The organism is Enterococcus ratti (genome assembly GCF_001886195.1).
GTDB classification, from domain to species: domain Bacteria; phylum Bacillota; class Bacilli; order Lactobacillales; family Enterococcaceae; genus Enterococcus_B; species Enterococcus_B ratti.
Genome location: NZ_JXLB01000024.1, coordinates 1 through 15,411, shown reverse-complemented (window position 1 = coordinate 15,411; position 15,411 = coordinate 1). Strand labels below are relative to the sequence as shown.

Sequence of the window (15,411 nt, the reverse complement as noted above, 5' to 3'; positions counted from 1 at the left end):
CTTATAAATTAGTCTCTAAATGAATCTTTGACACGTTTACTTGTTGCTTTAGATACATCATATACTTTGCGTGAACGAGTCATTGTTGACCCATGATAAATATTTCTAGCAGTGTCCGCATATTTGTTTACTATTTTATCTCCCAATGTTTCTGTATCAACTGGTCGTGGTTGCATATCACGTTGTAATTGTGCTTTTGCTTCTTGAACATGCTTAGGTAATTGATCTCCTGATACTTTTGGTGGCAATGGAATGGCCGATTTTCCATCTAACGCTTGACGAGCCTTAGAAGCATTTGAAATATTTTTTAGTTTCTGATTTGGATTGATTCCCATTTTATCAAAGGCTTCTTTATTCCTTTTCGCCTGATCCTTCATCCCCTTATGAGATAACGGAGCTTTAGGAGTAGACAGATTCTTAATTGCTTCAGGAACTGTTCCAATCTTTTCATTATCTGGTGAGTTGAATCCATTAGAATCCACACCTTGCACTCCATTAGCAGAAGATAAAGGCATGACTCCTTTATTACTAGCTGTTCCATCGGCTACTCCTTCATTAGCACCAGGTACATTGCTTCCAGTAAGGTTGGCTGTATTGTTTTCAGACGTTTCACTACGATTATTTAGATTTGATAAACCAGAAATTCCATCACTTGATCCATTAGGAATTTCTGGCTTAGATTGTGATTTACCAGAAAATCCATCTAGCGCACCTTTAGCAGCTGCTCCAGTATAGGCAGCACCTCTAACAACTCTCTTACTTGCTCCTGCAGCTTTAGAAGCCACTGACTTAGTGGCACTAGCTATTTCAGAACCTGTTCTTCTAAGCGCTGATCCTCCTTGAACTCCAGCAATGATTGTTCTTCCCACACTTGAAAGTCCAGCATCAATTCCAAATAGTTGTTCAATAAAATTCGGGCCATCAATTACTAACCAAGCTCCTCCTGCTACAGCAATTGGTTTTACTAATGACGATAAAGAAGAATCTGCAACAAAAGCACTCCAAATATCAAAGAAATTAATCATAAACATCATTAGATATAAAACGATAAATGTATATCTAATTTTAATTGCCAGTTGGCTATTTCGTTGCCCATTCTTTATATCTGTTAAAGAAATACCACTTGTTATAACATAGAGCAGCCCAAGTTCATTTATAAGCTTCGCTGTTTTGAATATGACAAAAGCATATACAACACCTTTTGTTATTAACTCAATCGCAATCAACCAAGGATGCCAAGAATAACGATAATAAGTAGGATCATTAGTAGACCAAAAATCCTTCATTTTTATTTCTTCAAATTTCCCATCAACTTTAGTCAACCTTTTAGTAAGTAATTTTATTCCTTCTTGTGATAGTGGCGAAGAACTAAACCAACCACCTTCTGTATCCACTTTCTCACTTATATCTAAAACTTCCACATCACTTTTATCTTTAATATCATTTTGAGTATTTGTACTTTTCCAACCATTTTTATCAACTGTATACAAATCAGTAATATTATTCTTAAAAGTTTGGACACTAGCGGACTCTTTTCCTTGTAAAACATTCACACCAGCAGTTGTTAGTTCTGCTCCCTGTTGCATTGCCCAGGGCAAAACAAAGAAAATCGTAAGTGCTAAAACAATATTATTGATTATCCTATCTCTTTCTAGTTTCCGATTCACAATCAATTGCCAACCAAAATAAGCAAGTGCTACAGTTGCTAATGCCCAAATAATAGGTTGATACTTATTGATAAAATCTTTAACAGGTTCGTAATTGTAAAAATTCATTAATTGATAAACTTCTTTAGCAGCTCCCGAAAGACCATCAATTACCCATGCTAAACCTTTCAGTATTGTATAACCAATACTTCTAATTGGATCCATCCAAAACGAAGCAATATGAAGCAAATCTTGAAATTTTATAAGTTGATCAATCAAGTTATGGCACCCCCTTTTATAGAAATGTTTTTTATTTTAATTTGTTTTTTGCTCCATATATTCAAGATATGCTTTCTTTAAGTTTGGGCGATTATCACTATTACAAAATACTTTTAATTGCTCTAATGAAGTAAATTGATTTAATCGTTCTTTCTCTTGAACAGTTAATCGATCAAGATATGCAGCTTGTAAAAATTTGGAGAATACTTTAGAACCAATTTGTTCCTCCATACGAGTCGTTGTTTCTGTATCAAGGGACACACTATCAATCGATTCAACATTTTTTCTCATTATATCTTCCTCACTTTCTTGTTTTTGATTTTGAACATTTTCCTTTGCAGATTCTTGAGTTTGTTCAACAGATTTTCTTTTCCATTTCACAATATAGTCCACTAAATTAATGTCATCATGATTCTTTTTATTCAATTTAAGTTCTGACAAATTCAGTTTTCCATCAAATCTTGGCATTAAGTACTCATAATGAAAAGACATATTTGTTCCATGATCTATACTGGCAAAAATAGGATATGGCGTAATCTTCCTTCCTTTCAAATCCCGACGCATTTTCGTCCGATCTAAAACCCATTCGCCTTCTCTTAAGTCTCGTAACTCATTAGCTGTCAGCAAATTTCTACCATCTTCATTTTCTCCATATGATTTGTCTGTACTCATTGGATCACCATGTCTATCCGTTTTGATAATCGTTTTATCTCCTAATTTTTTAGAAAAATATTCAGCATCATCATATTCATCAGACATGATATAAATTTGATTACCACAAGCACCTGTAATTGCTTTACTTAACTTATCGCCATATTTATCGTCTAGTTGAGCATAAGATTGAATAACTAAGTGATAAACTAGATTACGCTGAAGCCCCACATTCATTGCTCGACTTAATCCATCAATAGCTGGAATGTTGGCTGCTTCTTCAAGTAAATACCTCACACGACGCTTTAATCCTTTACCAGCTAAAGTAGCTTTTTCTGCTAATACTTCATTTATCTGTGACAAGAAAGTAGCAATAATACTATAATTACTATCATTCCAGTCTGGATACACAATAAATAAAGCTATGGGACGATCCCCATAGCCTAGATCTTCTAAATTAAAATCACTATCTAATGTTAATTTTGCAATAGCATCATACGTATAGTTTTTCAACTTAGCCATTGTTCCTGTAAAAATACCACTTCGGGTAATTCCCTGAGAAAATTTGATTGTCCCATACTGTTTTCTTGCAACACTGGTTACTGGCAACTGATCGAAAAACTTATCCAATGCTGTATTTCCTTTTTCATCAGGATACGCACCAAGCTCTTCTAACATACTCGTAACAGCATACATATTAATTACTTGAGTTTTATCCTGTTGAATACCAATCTCGCAGATAGCTAGTATTAAAGCATTTAAAAGAGAAATACTAGCTTCTTCCCACATGGGTTCTTTTGCATTTGGATTGTGATATAAACTGAAAGAAAGACTATTGGCTAACATTTGTGCCTTCGTAGTATCTCCCTTTAAATAAGCTTGTTTGACTAAATCAAGTGGATTATAGTGAATCCCATTAGTTGGATCTACTAAATTTAAGCAATACACATCATAACCAAAACGTTCAAATTCTGCCTTTGTATTTTTCAGCATATCTCCTTTTAAGTCATTCACAATAACAGAATCCTTTTCCTTCGCACGCATAATTAAGTCTAGTGTTGGATAGGAAAATAAAGAAGTTTTACCTGATTGTGTACCTCCAATAGTTAGTGAATTCGTATTTTTTGTATCAATAAATACATATTTTTCTTCTCTTTTATTCTTTCCAAATCCTATAACTTTTGTGACCGTGGCAACTGGAATTCCAGATTTCCCTTCATATTCCTTATCGTCTAATCGTACCATTTTATATTGCTTTTTTAGCTCTTTAATCGTTGTGAATTTTTCAGAACCTTTAGTGAACATATTGATATCTTTATAAGCAATTCTCATGTGATAGATTTTCTTACCTACCACAATACCAACAAATAAACATAACGCTCCATAGATTAGGTCGAAATACTCAAAGGAACTATTAGGCTTATATAGCCAATTGATATGAGGCTGCACAGGAAACTGTCCCCCCTCATTAAGATAGACCGTCAATTTTGCTATAATGCCATTCAAAGATAAAATCCCATTTAGGATAAAATTAAGTATCAAGATACCAACGATATTTAATACAATCGCCAAAACAGTTAAAAAATAAGGATTAGCAAGATATTTCTTCCATTGCTTATTTTCTTTATTCATACATAACCATCCTTATATCTTATAGTTAGACTACACTAACTTTTTCCTTTCTTTCGATAGTCAAAATATATTTTTTTAACTTTCTCAATGATTTCATATAGAGTTGGAATTTCAGCCAGAGCTAACAAAAGACTCATTAAAATAAGCCCTGTGTATCGTAAAACATTCTTTTCTTCAATCATTCCATTAATACTCAAATAAATCATCATAAAACTAAATAGTAAATTCCATATACAACGTTTGAAATAATCCGCTTGATTGTAATGGTCAGAAACAGTCAGAAAAAACGGTGTATATTTTATTCTATAATAGTGAACAGTATGTTTTAACTTAATATACCTATCGTTTTGTACAATCACTGCATCGATTTCTTTTTTTGATCCTCTATACATTAAATAATTTAAATGTGTTTGTTTTTTGGCTAAACCATAATTAGTAATCATCGATTGATCATATACTTGATAAACTCGTTTTGTCAAAGTTGTAAATATTATTAATAAAATTAAATCTAGAAAAGGCGAGATAGAAATATTTCCTAAGTAAAAAGCATCAAAATACCCAAATCCACCAGTGATTAAATAATATAGCCAAATGTTTTTTATTTGACAGAAAATATAAGAACACCAAATAGTATCTATTGATGTGCGATAAATAGTTCTGAAAAAAACTTTTAACAATAGAAGTAGCGCATAACCATAACCAATACTAAAAAATAAATTACCTAAATCTCCTGTTTTCACACCTCTGAAATAAATACGGAATACTTCTAAATGGTCATAACCAGAAAAAATGACAGGCAAAGATATATAAATGCATGCAAGGACTAAAAGTCCTTGTATGCACCGACGAGCAACTAATAAATAATAATCTTGTTTTTTCATATTATAGAACCTCTCCGTTTTCTATTTGAGTAGTATTATCTGAAGAAGGCTCTTCTATAAAATTATGATTTGCTACTTCTAAGCTTGTTAAATTTTCTGATTGATTTTGTCCACTCAATGGTTGATTATCTGTTTCTGGTGTCTCTAGAACTGTTTCAGGCGTAGAAGGAGTTTCTACTTCTTCTACAGTAGGCAATGATTGAAAATCATTTAAAACGGAATCTACAGCGCTATTTTGTTGCTTCGCTTCATTCGTTACTGTTTCAACATTTTGGCTTGCTTGTTCCAAAGCAGGTTGATAATCAGTTTGTTGACTCTCTTCTATTTGGCTACCTACAGCTTGATTCGTTGTATCTAATGCTTCTGAAGCTTGTGTCGCTTGGGTAATTTCACTCTGTACTGCATTGCTCACTTGTTCATTCGACTGCGCATTAGATACTGTCGCTTGGATCTCATCCTTAGTCGTCGAAACTTGTGTTTGTAACTCTTGATATTGTTGATTCATATCTGGTAACCGATTGGCTGTTTCTTGTGCTTGTTGAACCGATTCGCTCATTTGTGTGGTCGTTTCATTCGCTTGTTTTTGCGCTTCTTTGATCTCAGTCACTTTTTGATTTAATTGTTCATAGGTTTCACGATATAACTCATAATTGATTGGCAATACTTGTCCATCGCCTTCAATCAATTTCTTGATTTCTTGTGATAAACGATTGTATTCATCGACTAGATCAGAAACTTTTTGCCATTCATTCGTTGCTTGTTCTGCAGTTTGTGCAGTTTTTTCTTCAATCATTGTTAAGTTTTCTAATTCTTTCTTTACTTGATTCAATGATTGATTCAATTGTTCTGCTTTATTTTTAACAGTGGTTAAAGCAAGCTTATTCGTAGTAATGAGTTGATCTAATATGTGATCTGGTTCTTCTGGTGTAATTGGCGGCACTGGTTCTGGATCAGGTGTTGGCTCGGGAGTAGGATCTACTGGTATATCGGGAATATCTGGTATTACTGGTACATTGGGATCATCTGGTAAAACAGGTATATCTGGAACGACTGGTTTTTCTTCATTTATTCCTGGACTTTCAGGTTTCTCAGGCAAATCGACTTCTGGTTTTTTATCTGGTAAAATAGGTTTTGATAAATCAATCAGTTCTTCTTTGGATGATTCTTGTTTATCTGTCAATACAAATAAAGGTTCTTTCTTATTTTCACTGTTTAGTTCAGCTTCTCGTTTTTGTTCCTTGCTTTCTTGTACATCTAGCGCTTTAGCTAATTCACCAATTAGATTCGTTCGATCTTTCTTGTCATTGTCTGACACTTTAAAACCAAAAATACTTGAATTATCTTCCTTATTTTCTCCTGTTAATACACTTAAAATTTTATTCATGCCACTTTTGGTCTTTGGTTTTGACACTTCTTCTTGCTTTGTTTCTTCTTTAATTTGTTTTTCCCATGTCTTTTCTGCGTTTTTTCCTTTATCAAAAGAAGCAACAGTTTCAGTTTTTGCTTCAGATTTTGGATTTTGAGTAGACGTATGGTAACCATAAGCAACTAACCCTCCTAAAATAGAAAAAGAACATAAGCCAACAAGCCACCACTTTTTAGGGATTCCTTGCATGCCATTATTCGTTGTTTTTTGCGTCATTTGTAGTTCCTCCTAATTGTTTAAGATTTTCAGACCATATTTCATAATTCTTTTTTGCTTCTTTTCGTTCATCTTCAGATAATTGAGTATTCTCTTGATCGGCTTTATATTTTTTCAATAAGTTTATGATGCTTTTTGCCACTTCAATATCTTCTTTAAGATCATGATCATTTATTTCTTTATTAATATTTTCAGCAGAAGTTATATCTTGATTTCTTAATTTCTCATAAGCAAGTTGCTTTTTGAACTGGTCAATCTGTTCTTCCAGAGTACTATTTTTCAAAACTTCATTAATAAGCTCAGCTTCTTCTAATTTCCCTTGAGCTAAATAAGCATATCCTTTCATCGCTTGAATCGTTGTATCTTGAGAAATGCCATTTATTTCTGTTACACTTTCCCATTTCTTATTCAAAAAAGACCAATAAAATAAGGCTAACTTAGAGTGTTTAGTATCCGCTAATTCTTTTAATTCTTTGGACTTTTTTTGACTATATAAAGTTTCAATCAAATTGGTCTCTTTTTCAGGATAATCTTGTAATGCTTGGTTATATTTCCCATGATCAACTAATTCTGAATAGCTTTCTTTCTGATTGGCTTCTAGAGAATTTTTGAAAAATAAAGTAGAACCAGCTCCCACCACAAAAAAAGCAACAATCAGCATCAAAATCTTTTTATATTTTTGAAAAAGACCTGCGAAATCAATCGCAGGTCTTTCTTTTTTTAAAGACAAATGCTTTTTATTCTTATGATGATTCTCTTCTTGGATCATAGATTCTTCTGTAAATATCTTTTCATTAGATATTTCAGTCTGAGCATCAGTGAATTTTTCAATAACGGAAATACCAGGTATATAATCTTCATCACGTTGATAAGTGGCTTGTTCTTCAGCTAAGTAAGCTTCGTTCACACGTTGGAGAAGTTCGGACTTATCTTCTTCGTTTTCGTCAGAAAACTCTGTTTCTAAAAGATACATGAGTAATACTATCAAGTTACTTGATTCATCAGTGCCAACAACAAATTCACTTCTAAAAATCATTTCATCCTTATCATATATCTTAATAATAAGAGTATTTTTCTTTGTAGATTTTGATAATGTTTCTGAAAATCGTCGTAACTGATTATCGGCTTCTAAAAGGCTGTATTTCTTTTTATGATTCATAAGCTTACCTAGCCGGTCTTTACGAGATTCAAAAATTACATACAACTCTTCTCCTCCTTTCTCCAAATGATCATGTAAACTAGCCTTTAATCCAATTTACAATTAATTGTGCACCAATTACAATAAAAATTCCAAGAACGATATACTTTACACCATCTTGGGCTTCTTCTATTTTTTGACGATTTTTAGTCATAAAATGAAAGCCCATCAAAGCCAGCATAACGGCAGCATATCCTCCCGCTACTCCTTGTATACCACGCAAAACAAACTCTAGTTTTTGAATAATAAAATCCATTAATATGTCCTCCTATTTTAGATAGATTATCTCTGTTCAAATTGATTATTTTTATTGTTTTTCTCTGTGAAAGATTTCAACGCCTTATGAATAATAGCTTCATTTTCGTCAAAAACCTCATCATATTTTTGAGCTAGCCAATCATCAAAATTATCTCCTTTCGCTTCAATAATCAACTTAGCAGTTGCTTTTTTCTTCGCTAATTCTTTAGACGTAATTGGCACATCTTATACCTTCTTTCTAATTTTTTTACAAAAAAAGAGACTACACATAATAATCAATGATGTAGCCTTCCTCTTCTTGCTTTTTCTTTTTTGCTTTTATCTTTTTTTCTACTTTTTCTTCTGTTTGATTCGGTGTTACTTTTTTAAATTCAATACCAGCAAATTGAGTTAATTTCTCAAGTTCAGCATAATAACTCTGTGCGTCTACTTTCTTAACCCACATTTTTTTTACGCCATAGCCTTCCCAAAAATAGCCCAATTCTTTGAGACCATACCGATATTCATAGCCATTTTCTACTGCTATATAATAATAAGATAAAAAAGTCGGTGAAATAACAGGACGAATCAATAGATTTTCTTGATTGGAATACTTTAATAAAAACTCAACTTCACGTTCAGCTTCTTCTAAAGTAGACATTTCCCTTTGCCAAGTTTGACTTACAGTAAACCAATAGTAACCTCTTCCCTTTAAAATATTCCGAATCGATCGACCATCTTTTACGATAACCATTCTCTTTTTCATGTCAGGAATATCTGGAATCTTCCACTTAGATAGATCACCACAATAAGTGAGCATTCCAGAATAATCTCCTGCATCATTCTCATCCGCAATATCAGTTAACTCTAAAAGTTTTAATCCCACAGCAGTCATATATAGTTGATGGAATCGCTCATAAAAGGTATCTCCATGATCACTATCATCTAAGTCTTCATACTCTACATGATGAGCAATCTCATGTAGACATGTAATTAGAAGAAACCTTGATTCCCTAGATAAATTAAAAATTTCAATCATACGTTCTTTTCTAATATAGTGAGCATGTTTTGTTTTTAATTCTTTAGGTCTGACTCTAATAAAATAGCTTAAATATTTTTTATAGGTATCTGGATACGTATATCGCAATATTGTATCTAACGTTCCTTTAATCAAAGCTTCATCTTTACTCATATGAAATCACGATTATTTAATCCCCTTTCCTCTTAGTATCAATTATAAAGGTTATTTATCGCTCTTAATATCAACCAATAGCATCGTTTCGCTATTTACTTCATTGATAAAAGAACAAATAATATCCCAGTACTTCAAATTTTCCACCTCCTTCCAAAGTCTAATAAATTAGCTAAAAAAACATATCTAACAATCAGCATAATTCCTTTTCGTTTATTTCATTACTTTTTCCGTTAAAGTTTGTCGATCGATTCCAAAGTTCAATTCACCACTTCGAGATTGAATCACTCTCAAAATAGGTACTTTTTGAATGACATTCCTTCGATCATCTAAAATATACAAATTCTTTATTCATTGCACTCTTTCTTTCTAATATATTTATTTACTTCTTCTGTAAAAGCCTGACGATCAATTCCAAAATTTAATGCACCGTTTTCAGATTGAACAACTCTTAAAATAGGTACTTTTTGAATCGCTTGTTCCTGATCATCCAAGATACATAATAATTTGGTATATCGAGCATTAGGTAATTGATTACGATAAAATTGATTAAACTGAACAGTCTTCGATGGCAAGCAATAACAATATTCTGACTCAATCACATCGTTTTTTTTCTTTACCTTTCTCAGTTTTCTTGAAATTTGAGATTTGATAATATCTTTGCTATAGACAGTAAAAATGAAGTCCTTTTCTTTCAATAAAAGATCCTTCACAGGATGTAGATTTGATTCTTGTTTTTCCAAAATAAAGTTTCCTCCTAAAAATTAGATAAATATATTTTTTTATTCTCTTTTAAATTGTTGATCTTCTTGTTTTTCTGCAGCTAATAGTGTCATTATTCCTACTCCAAACATAGCACCTATTTCACAGTAAAAGGACAGTACCTATAAAGTAATTCTTGTGCCAAAAATTGATATTCCGGCTTAATATTTTTTCTAAATTCATCAAAAAGTTCTGAAATGCTTTTATGAGGATCAAAAAAATTTTTTCCTATATCTTTAAAAAACGGATCAACAACGATTCCTCTATAAATAAAGAAGCTAGCTTGATTTACCTCTCTTATATACTGAATCATCATGTCTTCGTCATAAAAGATAATATGATCTTCAAGATATTCATTATCAAAATATTTTTGAACGATATATAATCGCATGTTATTCCTCCTAAAAAAACAGCCTTATTCATCAGAATAAGACTGTTTCTGGATCAACCAATTGTGATTGACTTAAACTATGATCTAAACAAAGTTCAAAATGCAAATGGCTACCTGTACTATTTCCTGTTGAACCAACATAACCAATAATCTGTCCTTGTTTGACTTTATCTCCCACTTTGACTTGATATTCTTGTTGGTGGGCATATAAAGCCGTTGTACCGTCTTCATGCTCAATAGCTACAACATTCCCCCATGAAGGGTGAAACTCGGCTTTAACGACCGTTCCTGCTTTGCTGGCATAGATTGGCTCGCCTTGTGCTGCTGCCAAATCTAATCCTCGATGAAATTCTCCCCCACGAGTACCAAACGGACTAGAAATCGTGTAATTCTTTAATGGAACGGCATACCCTTTTTTGTTTAGTTGTGGGCCCGCTACTTCTTTATCATACTTGGTTAAGTCATAAGTTTCGATTAACCCATTTAATTTTTTGTCGTAGCTAGTATCTGTCGCATAACGACCTGTTAGAAATTTTGTAGCTTCTTGATAAGTTTTTGCATTGGTCTTCCAAACGCCCTCGTAGAAATGACTATTTCCTGTTAATCCCTCTTTTAATAGTTGGGCATAGTCATTTAAGCTGTCCTCATAGTTCTCATACTGTCTAAAAGTTGCCTGAGTAGTATAAAGTGTCCCATTGCCTAAATCTTCTTGTGTCGCAAAAGAGACTCCTTTTCCGTTATGTGTACCCTTGATTCCAAATAAATTATAATTTGGTGCTTGCGCCAACTGGCTTTGACCACTAGCTGATTCTAAAATTGCTTGGGCAATCATGACTGAAGCATACAAATCATTTTCTTGTCCAATTTTACGAGCAGATTCGCCAATTTTACGAATAAAACTTTCGACAGACTCGTCTTTTTCAAAATGAATGTTTCCTTCGCTATCCTGTTTACTAGAAGGGACTAATTCTTGAATGGGCGCAGTTGGTGCTTGATGGTAAGCTTTTGGCTCTTCTTGCACAGTTGCTTGAGCTTGTGCCTTTGTTTCTGTTTTTGGTTGCGTATTTTGTCCAATTATTGAAGTCTGTGGTGCAACTGGTTGTGAAGGAGTAACTTCCGTAGGCTTCGTTGGTTGAGTTACTTCTTGACTGCCCGATTCGCTTGGTTTTGTGTTTGGTTGTTCTACAGGCTTCGTTTCTGAAGGATTCGTCGTATCTTGCGTATTATTTTCTGGTTGACTAGAGTCTGTCGTACCAGGAGTAGTTGTTTCTGGTTTAGATTCTGTTGTCTGTGAACTATCTGTCGTCGAATCAGTAGATTGATCGGTTGATTCACTTGGTTTTTTCTCCGGTTGTTCACTAGAAGAATCCGTTGTGGCTTCTTCCTTAGTTGTATCTGTACTATCTGTTATAGAATGGTCAGTATTCACTGTCGTTGATTGTTCTGTCGTTACATTTGATGGCTTTTCGTCTGCTAAAACAGATGGAGTATAGCCAACAACTTGACCTAATAACAATAAAGCAGACAATAGTTTACTTGTTTTCTTCATCTACAAATTTTCTTCCTTTCCTTCATTTTTTATATCAGATTATAAAAAGTCTTTTGTATATGTCCACATATCACATGAAATTGATAGGTCATAAAAAAACTTTTTAATCTTATCTTTGTCAAATATTGTTTGAAAATTGTAAGCCATAGAACAATCATTTCTTAATGGAAACATTACCCCATAAGAAAATGTATTTAAATATAATTCATTTATTTTATCAGATAATAATTCTCCGTTTTGATTATCTATGAACTCACCAATTATGAAACCATTTTTAGTTGAAAAACATAGAATCAAGCACTCTGTTGATCTTTCAATAGAATTTACAGAAAGTAAATCAAACCAATATGGTTGTTGAATAAGTGGATTATACGTAAAACCATATAAACAACCTATCTTGTAAGTCCTAGCTTTACCATTCATAATTTCTTCCTTTATTTTAATCAAAATATCTCGCTGATAAAGAGATTTCATCATTTTTTCATCTACAAATTTTCTTTCCTGTATTCAATACAGTTTCTGCAGGAATCTTTTGTCGAATTTGAACCCACCAATAATCTGGTAATCTAGGAACATACCCTTCTTTTTCTGCAATAAACAAACAATTTAAAACAACAGATATACTTAAAGAAAATTCATGGTAGTTATCCTTCATTTTGAAAAATAGTTCTTCCGAACATTCTTCACACAACGTATGATCTTCTACTTGCCAAACTCCTTCTTGTAAATTAGGAGAAACTTGGTTATCACAGTTGTTATTCACTCTTTTTTCCTCCTTCATTTTAAACAAAATATTTCAGCAATAAAGTGACTTCACATTTTTTTCAAAAAATGTTTATGATTTACATAGAATCTTCCTATAACATTTGCATTTCTTGATATTGAAGTATGTGTTCTACAGCTTTATAGAACTCTACTTCTTTTTTTGTAGCAGGAACTAACTCTAATTTTTTTATATCTACATAATCAAGAAACATCAGCTTTTTTAAATCAGTTTCTTTTGGATCAACCACAAAAAAATAGGAATAATCTTTATAAAATTCCTCACTTTCCTTATCCCTGTATTCATCAGGCAATGGCTGGTTGCCAATTGCTTTGTATAGATGATTTGATGATCGCTCTCTGTAATATTCACATTGTACTATCTCCATGAGAAACCTCCTTTTTTTAAGCTATTTTTGGCAAAAATACTCAATTGTTTTCACAATAATCGTGTATTATTCCACATTTAGGATTTCTTGATTCAGGTATAATAAGAAAGTTTGAAGCGTCTTCTTGTATAAAACAATCACTTCTTTTCATTCTCTTTGATTGGCTAACATGCTTTAGGGCATTCTCATTCAATTTGTTAGCATTCAAATAAAAATCTCCATAAATATTTTTAAGTTCATTTCTATTTTGTTTTTTCTTATTATGTTTGTTCAGAAATTTAGAAAGAATTGCTCTCACTCTCCTTAAATAGAAATAGAGATAGTCANTAATTATTTGTGTGATTTACGACGAACACAAACGATTAACATCAACAGATAAAATACTGAAGCTGTTATTAGCACATACATATCATTACATTCTTTTACTAACCAAATACAGTATCTTTCAAAAGAAGAATACACTTCTTTTTCTTCCCTTAATACATTAATTTCTTTGCTTTTCTTTACTGATTGGTTCGTATGCTTGTCTGAAGTAATGTCATGATTCGACACTGTATCCATCGAATTTGACAAAATTGTATTGTCCACTTGTTTTTGATCTTGAACAACAGAAACAAGTCCTAATTTCTCTTTTAACTCATTATCTGCTTCACTTGCAGGATAGGAAGAAACAAACGTTCCTTGAACCACTGCTCGTTGAGTCGTATTTAATCCACCTTCACAACGGATAAAAGTAATGATTGGCGTTTCTTCTTCCTTAGGCTCGTCTAAGAGTTCCCCTTCTGATTGACTTACTACTTGATTTTTTGTTACTCGATACTCATAAACATTGGCAAAATCCGTTGCATAAATCAAAGACTCTTCTGAAGTCTGACGAAGATTTTTTAATGCACCGCCACCTCGTACAAGGTTATGAGCCAATAATACATAATTGCCTTTTCCTAACCGTTGTTCTGCTCGATATGTTCCAACGCCTACCATTAGATTTTCATTGCTCATACCAGCCAAAATTTGGGTTTGGATAGATGAACTTGGAATATACACTGCACCAATTCCCCATCGGTTTACAATATTCTCATAGTGTAACTGAGCTTCCGCAAATTCTTCCGCATGAACAGGCTGAATTAACAGTGGATTAAAAGAAGCTTTCGCATTTTTACTTTCTTGCTTTTTTTCTACTTGTTCTTCCTGCTGGATTGGCGAACGCAAGAATTGACTACGATTGTCTGGCTTTTGCAAAAGAAAATAGCCATAAGCAGTCGATCCTACAATAAAAAAACCAAACAATATCCAACTAATCAAAAAAGACTTTCTCCATTTATTCATGAATCATCGCTCTTTTCTCTAAGCGATTGATTTTTAGTAAAGTACTCTGTGAATACTTGTTGAATCTCGACTTGTGAAGAGATCGTCCCAGCTTCTGTTGCTTGTAAAATATCCTGAAACAATGCTCTGTATTCTTCTAAAACTTCAAGAAAATGAGCTTTTAGAACACTTCCATCTTCAATCAAAATATAATCTATACCATATTCACTATTGACAAATTCCTGTTTTGCTTGTTCCAACGTCTCCTGATTTTCAGAAACAAATTGAGTAAAATCAATGAATTGATACTCGTGTTTTCCTTCTAAGATCTCCTTGATATAATCACTTCTTTGCTTGATTCGTTTGAGGTATTCTTCTACACAAACCAAATAGCGTTGATAATGATACATATATCCTTGAATATTTTTTTGATAAGGAATAGAAACTTTTGATAAATCGATCGCGTCTAATAATTGATAATTGATTCTCATCGTCTCTAATTCTGTCGTATACACTTCGATTGTTTTAACAGGAGAATTAGAAGTATTTAAGTGATAAAGTAATAATTCGTTGGAAGCCAGGGAATAATGAAGTACATTTATAAAAAGATTTTTCGTTTGAGAACTATAAATTTTGCGTTCATTTAATGTTCTTGTCATATTGATTGCCCACCTTTGTAAACAAATTTTACAAAATAGAAAAAGCTAAACGCCTTTTCAGACGTTTAGCCTAGTTTGAATTACTTATTCGCATGTTGTTTTTTCACATAGATGAAAGCACCTACGGCAATTACCATTACTACAGCAAATACGCCAAATACCATTGCACCATTCAACGCTCCTGAAGTTTGTGGAAGAATTGCTTTAGGAGGCGTTTTGAATGTGACAGTTTGATC

The 15,411-nt window shown here is 32.8% G+C and carries 16 protein-coding genes; all 16 read right to left on the bottom strand.

Translation table 11 applies throughout. From position 1 onward, the window contains the following. Positions 1-8: 8 nt before the first annotated feature. The 16 genes from RV14_RS10025 to RV14_RS09945 all read right to left on the bottom strand — a co-directional run bounded on the left by RV14_RS10025 (position 9) and on the right by RV14_RS09945 (position 15,175). Positions 9-1,925 (bottom strand): pLS20_p028 family conjugation system transmembrane protein, encoded by a 1,917-nt coding sequence (locus tag RV14_RS10025; RefSeq protein ID WP_071856123.1) that lies wholly within the window; start codon positions 1,923-1,925, stop codon positions 9-11. 36 nt (positions 1,926-1,961) lie between these two features. After that, the gene (locus RV14_RS10020) at positions 1,962-4,208 is read right to left on the bottom strand and encodes a VirD4-like conjugal transfer protein, CD1115 family (protein ID WP_071856122.1); all 2,247 of its coding nucleotides are present in this window, start codon (positions 4,206-4,208) and stop codon (positions 1,962-1,964) included. A gap of 35 nt (positions 4,209-4,243) precedes the next feature. Next, positions 4,244-5,089, bottom strand: coding sequence for a hypothetical protein (locus RV14_RS10015; RefSeq protein ID WP_071856121.1), 846 nt, complete (start codon positions 5,087-5,089; stop codon positions 4,244-4,246). Position 5,090: 1 nt separating this feature from the next. Beyond that, a complete protein-coding gene (locus RV14_RS10010) occupies positions 5,091-6,731 on the bottom strand; it encodes an AAA family ATPase (protein WP_071856120.1) in 1,641 nt (546 codons plus the stop codon). Continuing rightward, positions 6,709-7,890, bottom strand: a complete 1,182-nt coding sequence (locus RV14_RS10005) for a hypothetical protein (RefSeq protein WP_245785496.1) — start codon at positions 7,888-7,890, stop codon at positions 6,709-6,711. The genes RV14_RS10010 and RV14_RS10005 overlap by 23 nt, the downstream gene beginning before the upstream one ends. 79 nt (positions 7,891-7,969) lie before the next feature. Beyond that, positions 7,970-8,185, bottom strand: a complete 216-nt coding sequence (locus tag RV14_RS10000; RefSeq protein ID WP_071856118.1) for a hypothetical protein — start codon at positions 8,183-8,185, stop codon at positions 7,970-7,972. Positions 8,186-8,211: 26 nt separating this feature from the next. Continuing rightward, the gene (locus tag RV14_RS09995; protein WP_071856117.1) at positions 8,212-8,409 is read right to left on the bottom strand and encodes a hypothetical protein; all 198 of its coding nucleotides are present in this window, start codon (positions 8,407-8,409) and stop codon (positions 8,212-8,214) included. 40 nt (positions 8,410-8,449) lie between these two features. Further along, complete coding sequence (locus RV14_RS09990) at positions 8,450-9,358, bottom strand: hypothetical protein (RefSeq protein ID WP_071856116.1); 909 nt, start codon at positions 9,356-9,358, stop codon at positions 8,450-8,452. Between the two features lie 347 nt (positions 9,359-9,705). Continuing rightward, a complete protein-coding gene (locus RV14_RS09985; RefSeq protein WP_245785495.1) occupies positions 9,706-10,101 on the bottom strand; it encodes a hypothetical protein in 396 nt (131 codons plus the stop codon). Between the two features lie 116 nt (positions 10,102-10,217). Then, the gene (locus RV14_RS09980; protein WP_071856115.1) at positions 10,218-10,511 is read right to left on the bottom strand and encodes a hypothetical protein; all 294 of its coding nucleotides are present in this window, start codon (positions 10,509-10,511) and stop codon (positions 10,218-10,220) included. Between the two features lie 31 nt (positions 10,512-10,542). Further along, a complete protein-coding gene (locus RV14_RS09975) occupies positions 10,543-12,060 on the bottom strand; it encodes a peptidoglycan DD-metalloendopeptidase family protein (protein ID WP_071856114.1) in 1,518 nt (505 codons plus the stop codon). A 39-nt stretch (positions 12,061-12,099) separates the two neighbouring features. Continuing rightward, the gene (locus tag RV14_RS09970) at positions 12,100-12,537 is read right to left on the bottom strand and encodes a hypothetical protein (RefSeq protein WP_113843242.1); all 438 of its coding nucleotides are present in this window, start codon (positions 12,535-12,537) and stop codon (positions 12,100-12,102) included. Positions 12,538-12,541: 4 nt separating this feature from the next. After that, on the bottom strand, positions 12,542-12,823 hold the full coding sequence (locus RV14_RS09965; RefSeq protein ID WP_084650366.1) for a hypothetical protein: 282 nt from the start codon (positions 12,821-12,823) through the stop codon (positions 12,542-12,544). 94 nt (positions 12,824-12,917) lie between these two features. Then, the gene (locus RV14_RS09960) at positions 12,918-13,211 is read right to left on the bottom strand and encodes a hypothetical protein (RefSeq protein WP_071856111.1); all 294 of its coding nucleotides are present in this window, start codon (positions 13,209-13,211) and stop codon (positions 12,918-12,920) included. 330 nt (positions 13,212-13,541) lie between these two features. Next, on the bottom strand, positions 13,542-14,513 hold the full coding sequence (locus RV14_RS09950; protein WP_167359855.1) for a class A sortase: 972 nt from the start codon (positions 14,511-14,513) through the stop codon (positions 13,542-13,544). A 20-nt stretch (positions 14,514-14,533) separates the two neighbouring features. After that, positions 14,534-15,175: a hypothetical protein gene (locus RV14_RS09945; RefSeq protein WP_071856109.1), complete on the bottom strand. Its 642-nt coding sequence runs from the start codon at positions 15,173-15,175 to the stop codon at positions 14,534-14,536. Between the last annotated feature and the right edge of the window lie 236 nt (positions 15,176-15,411).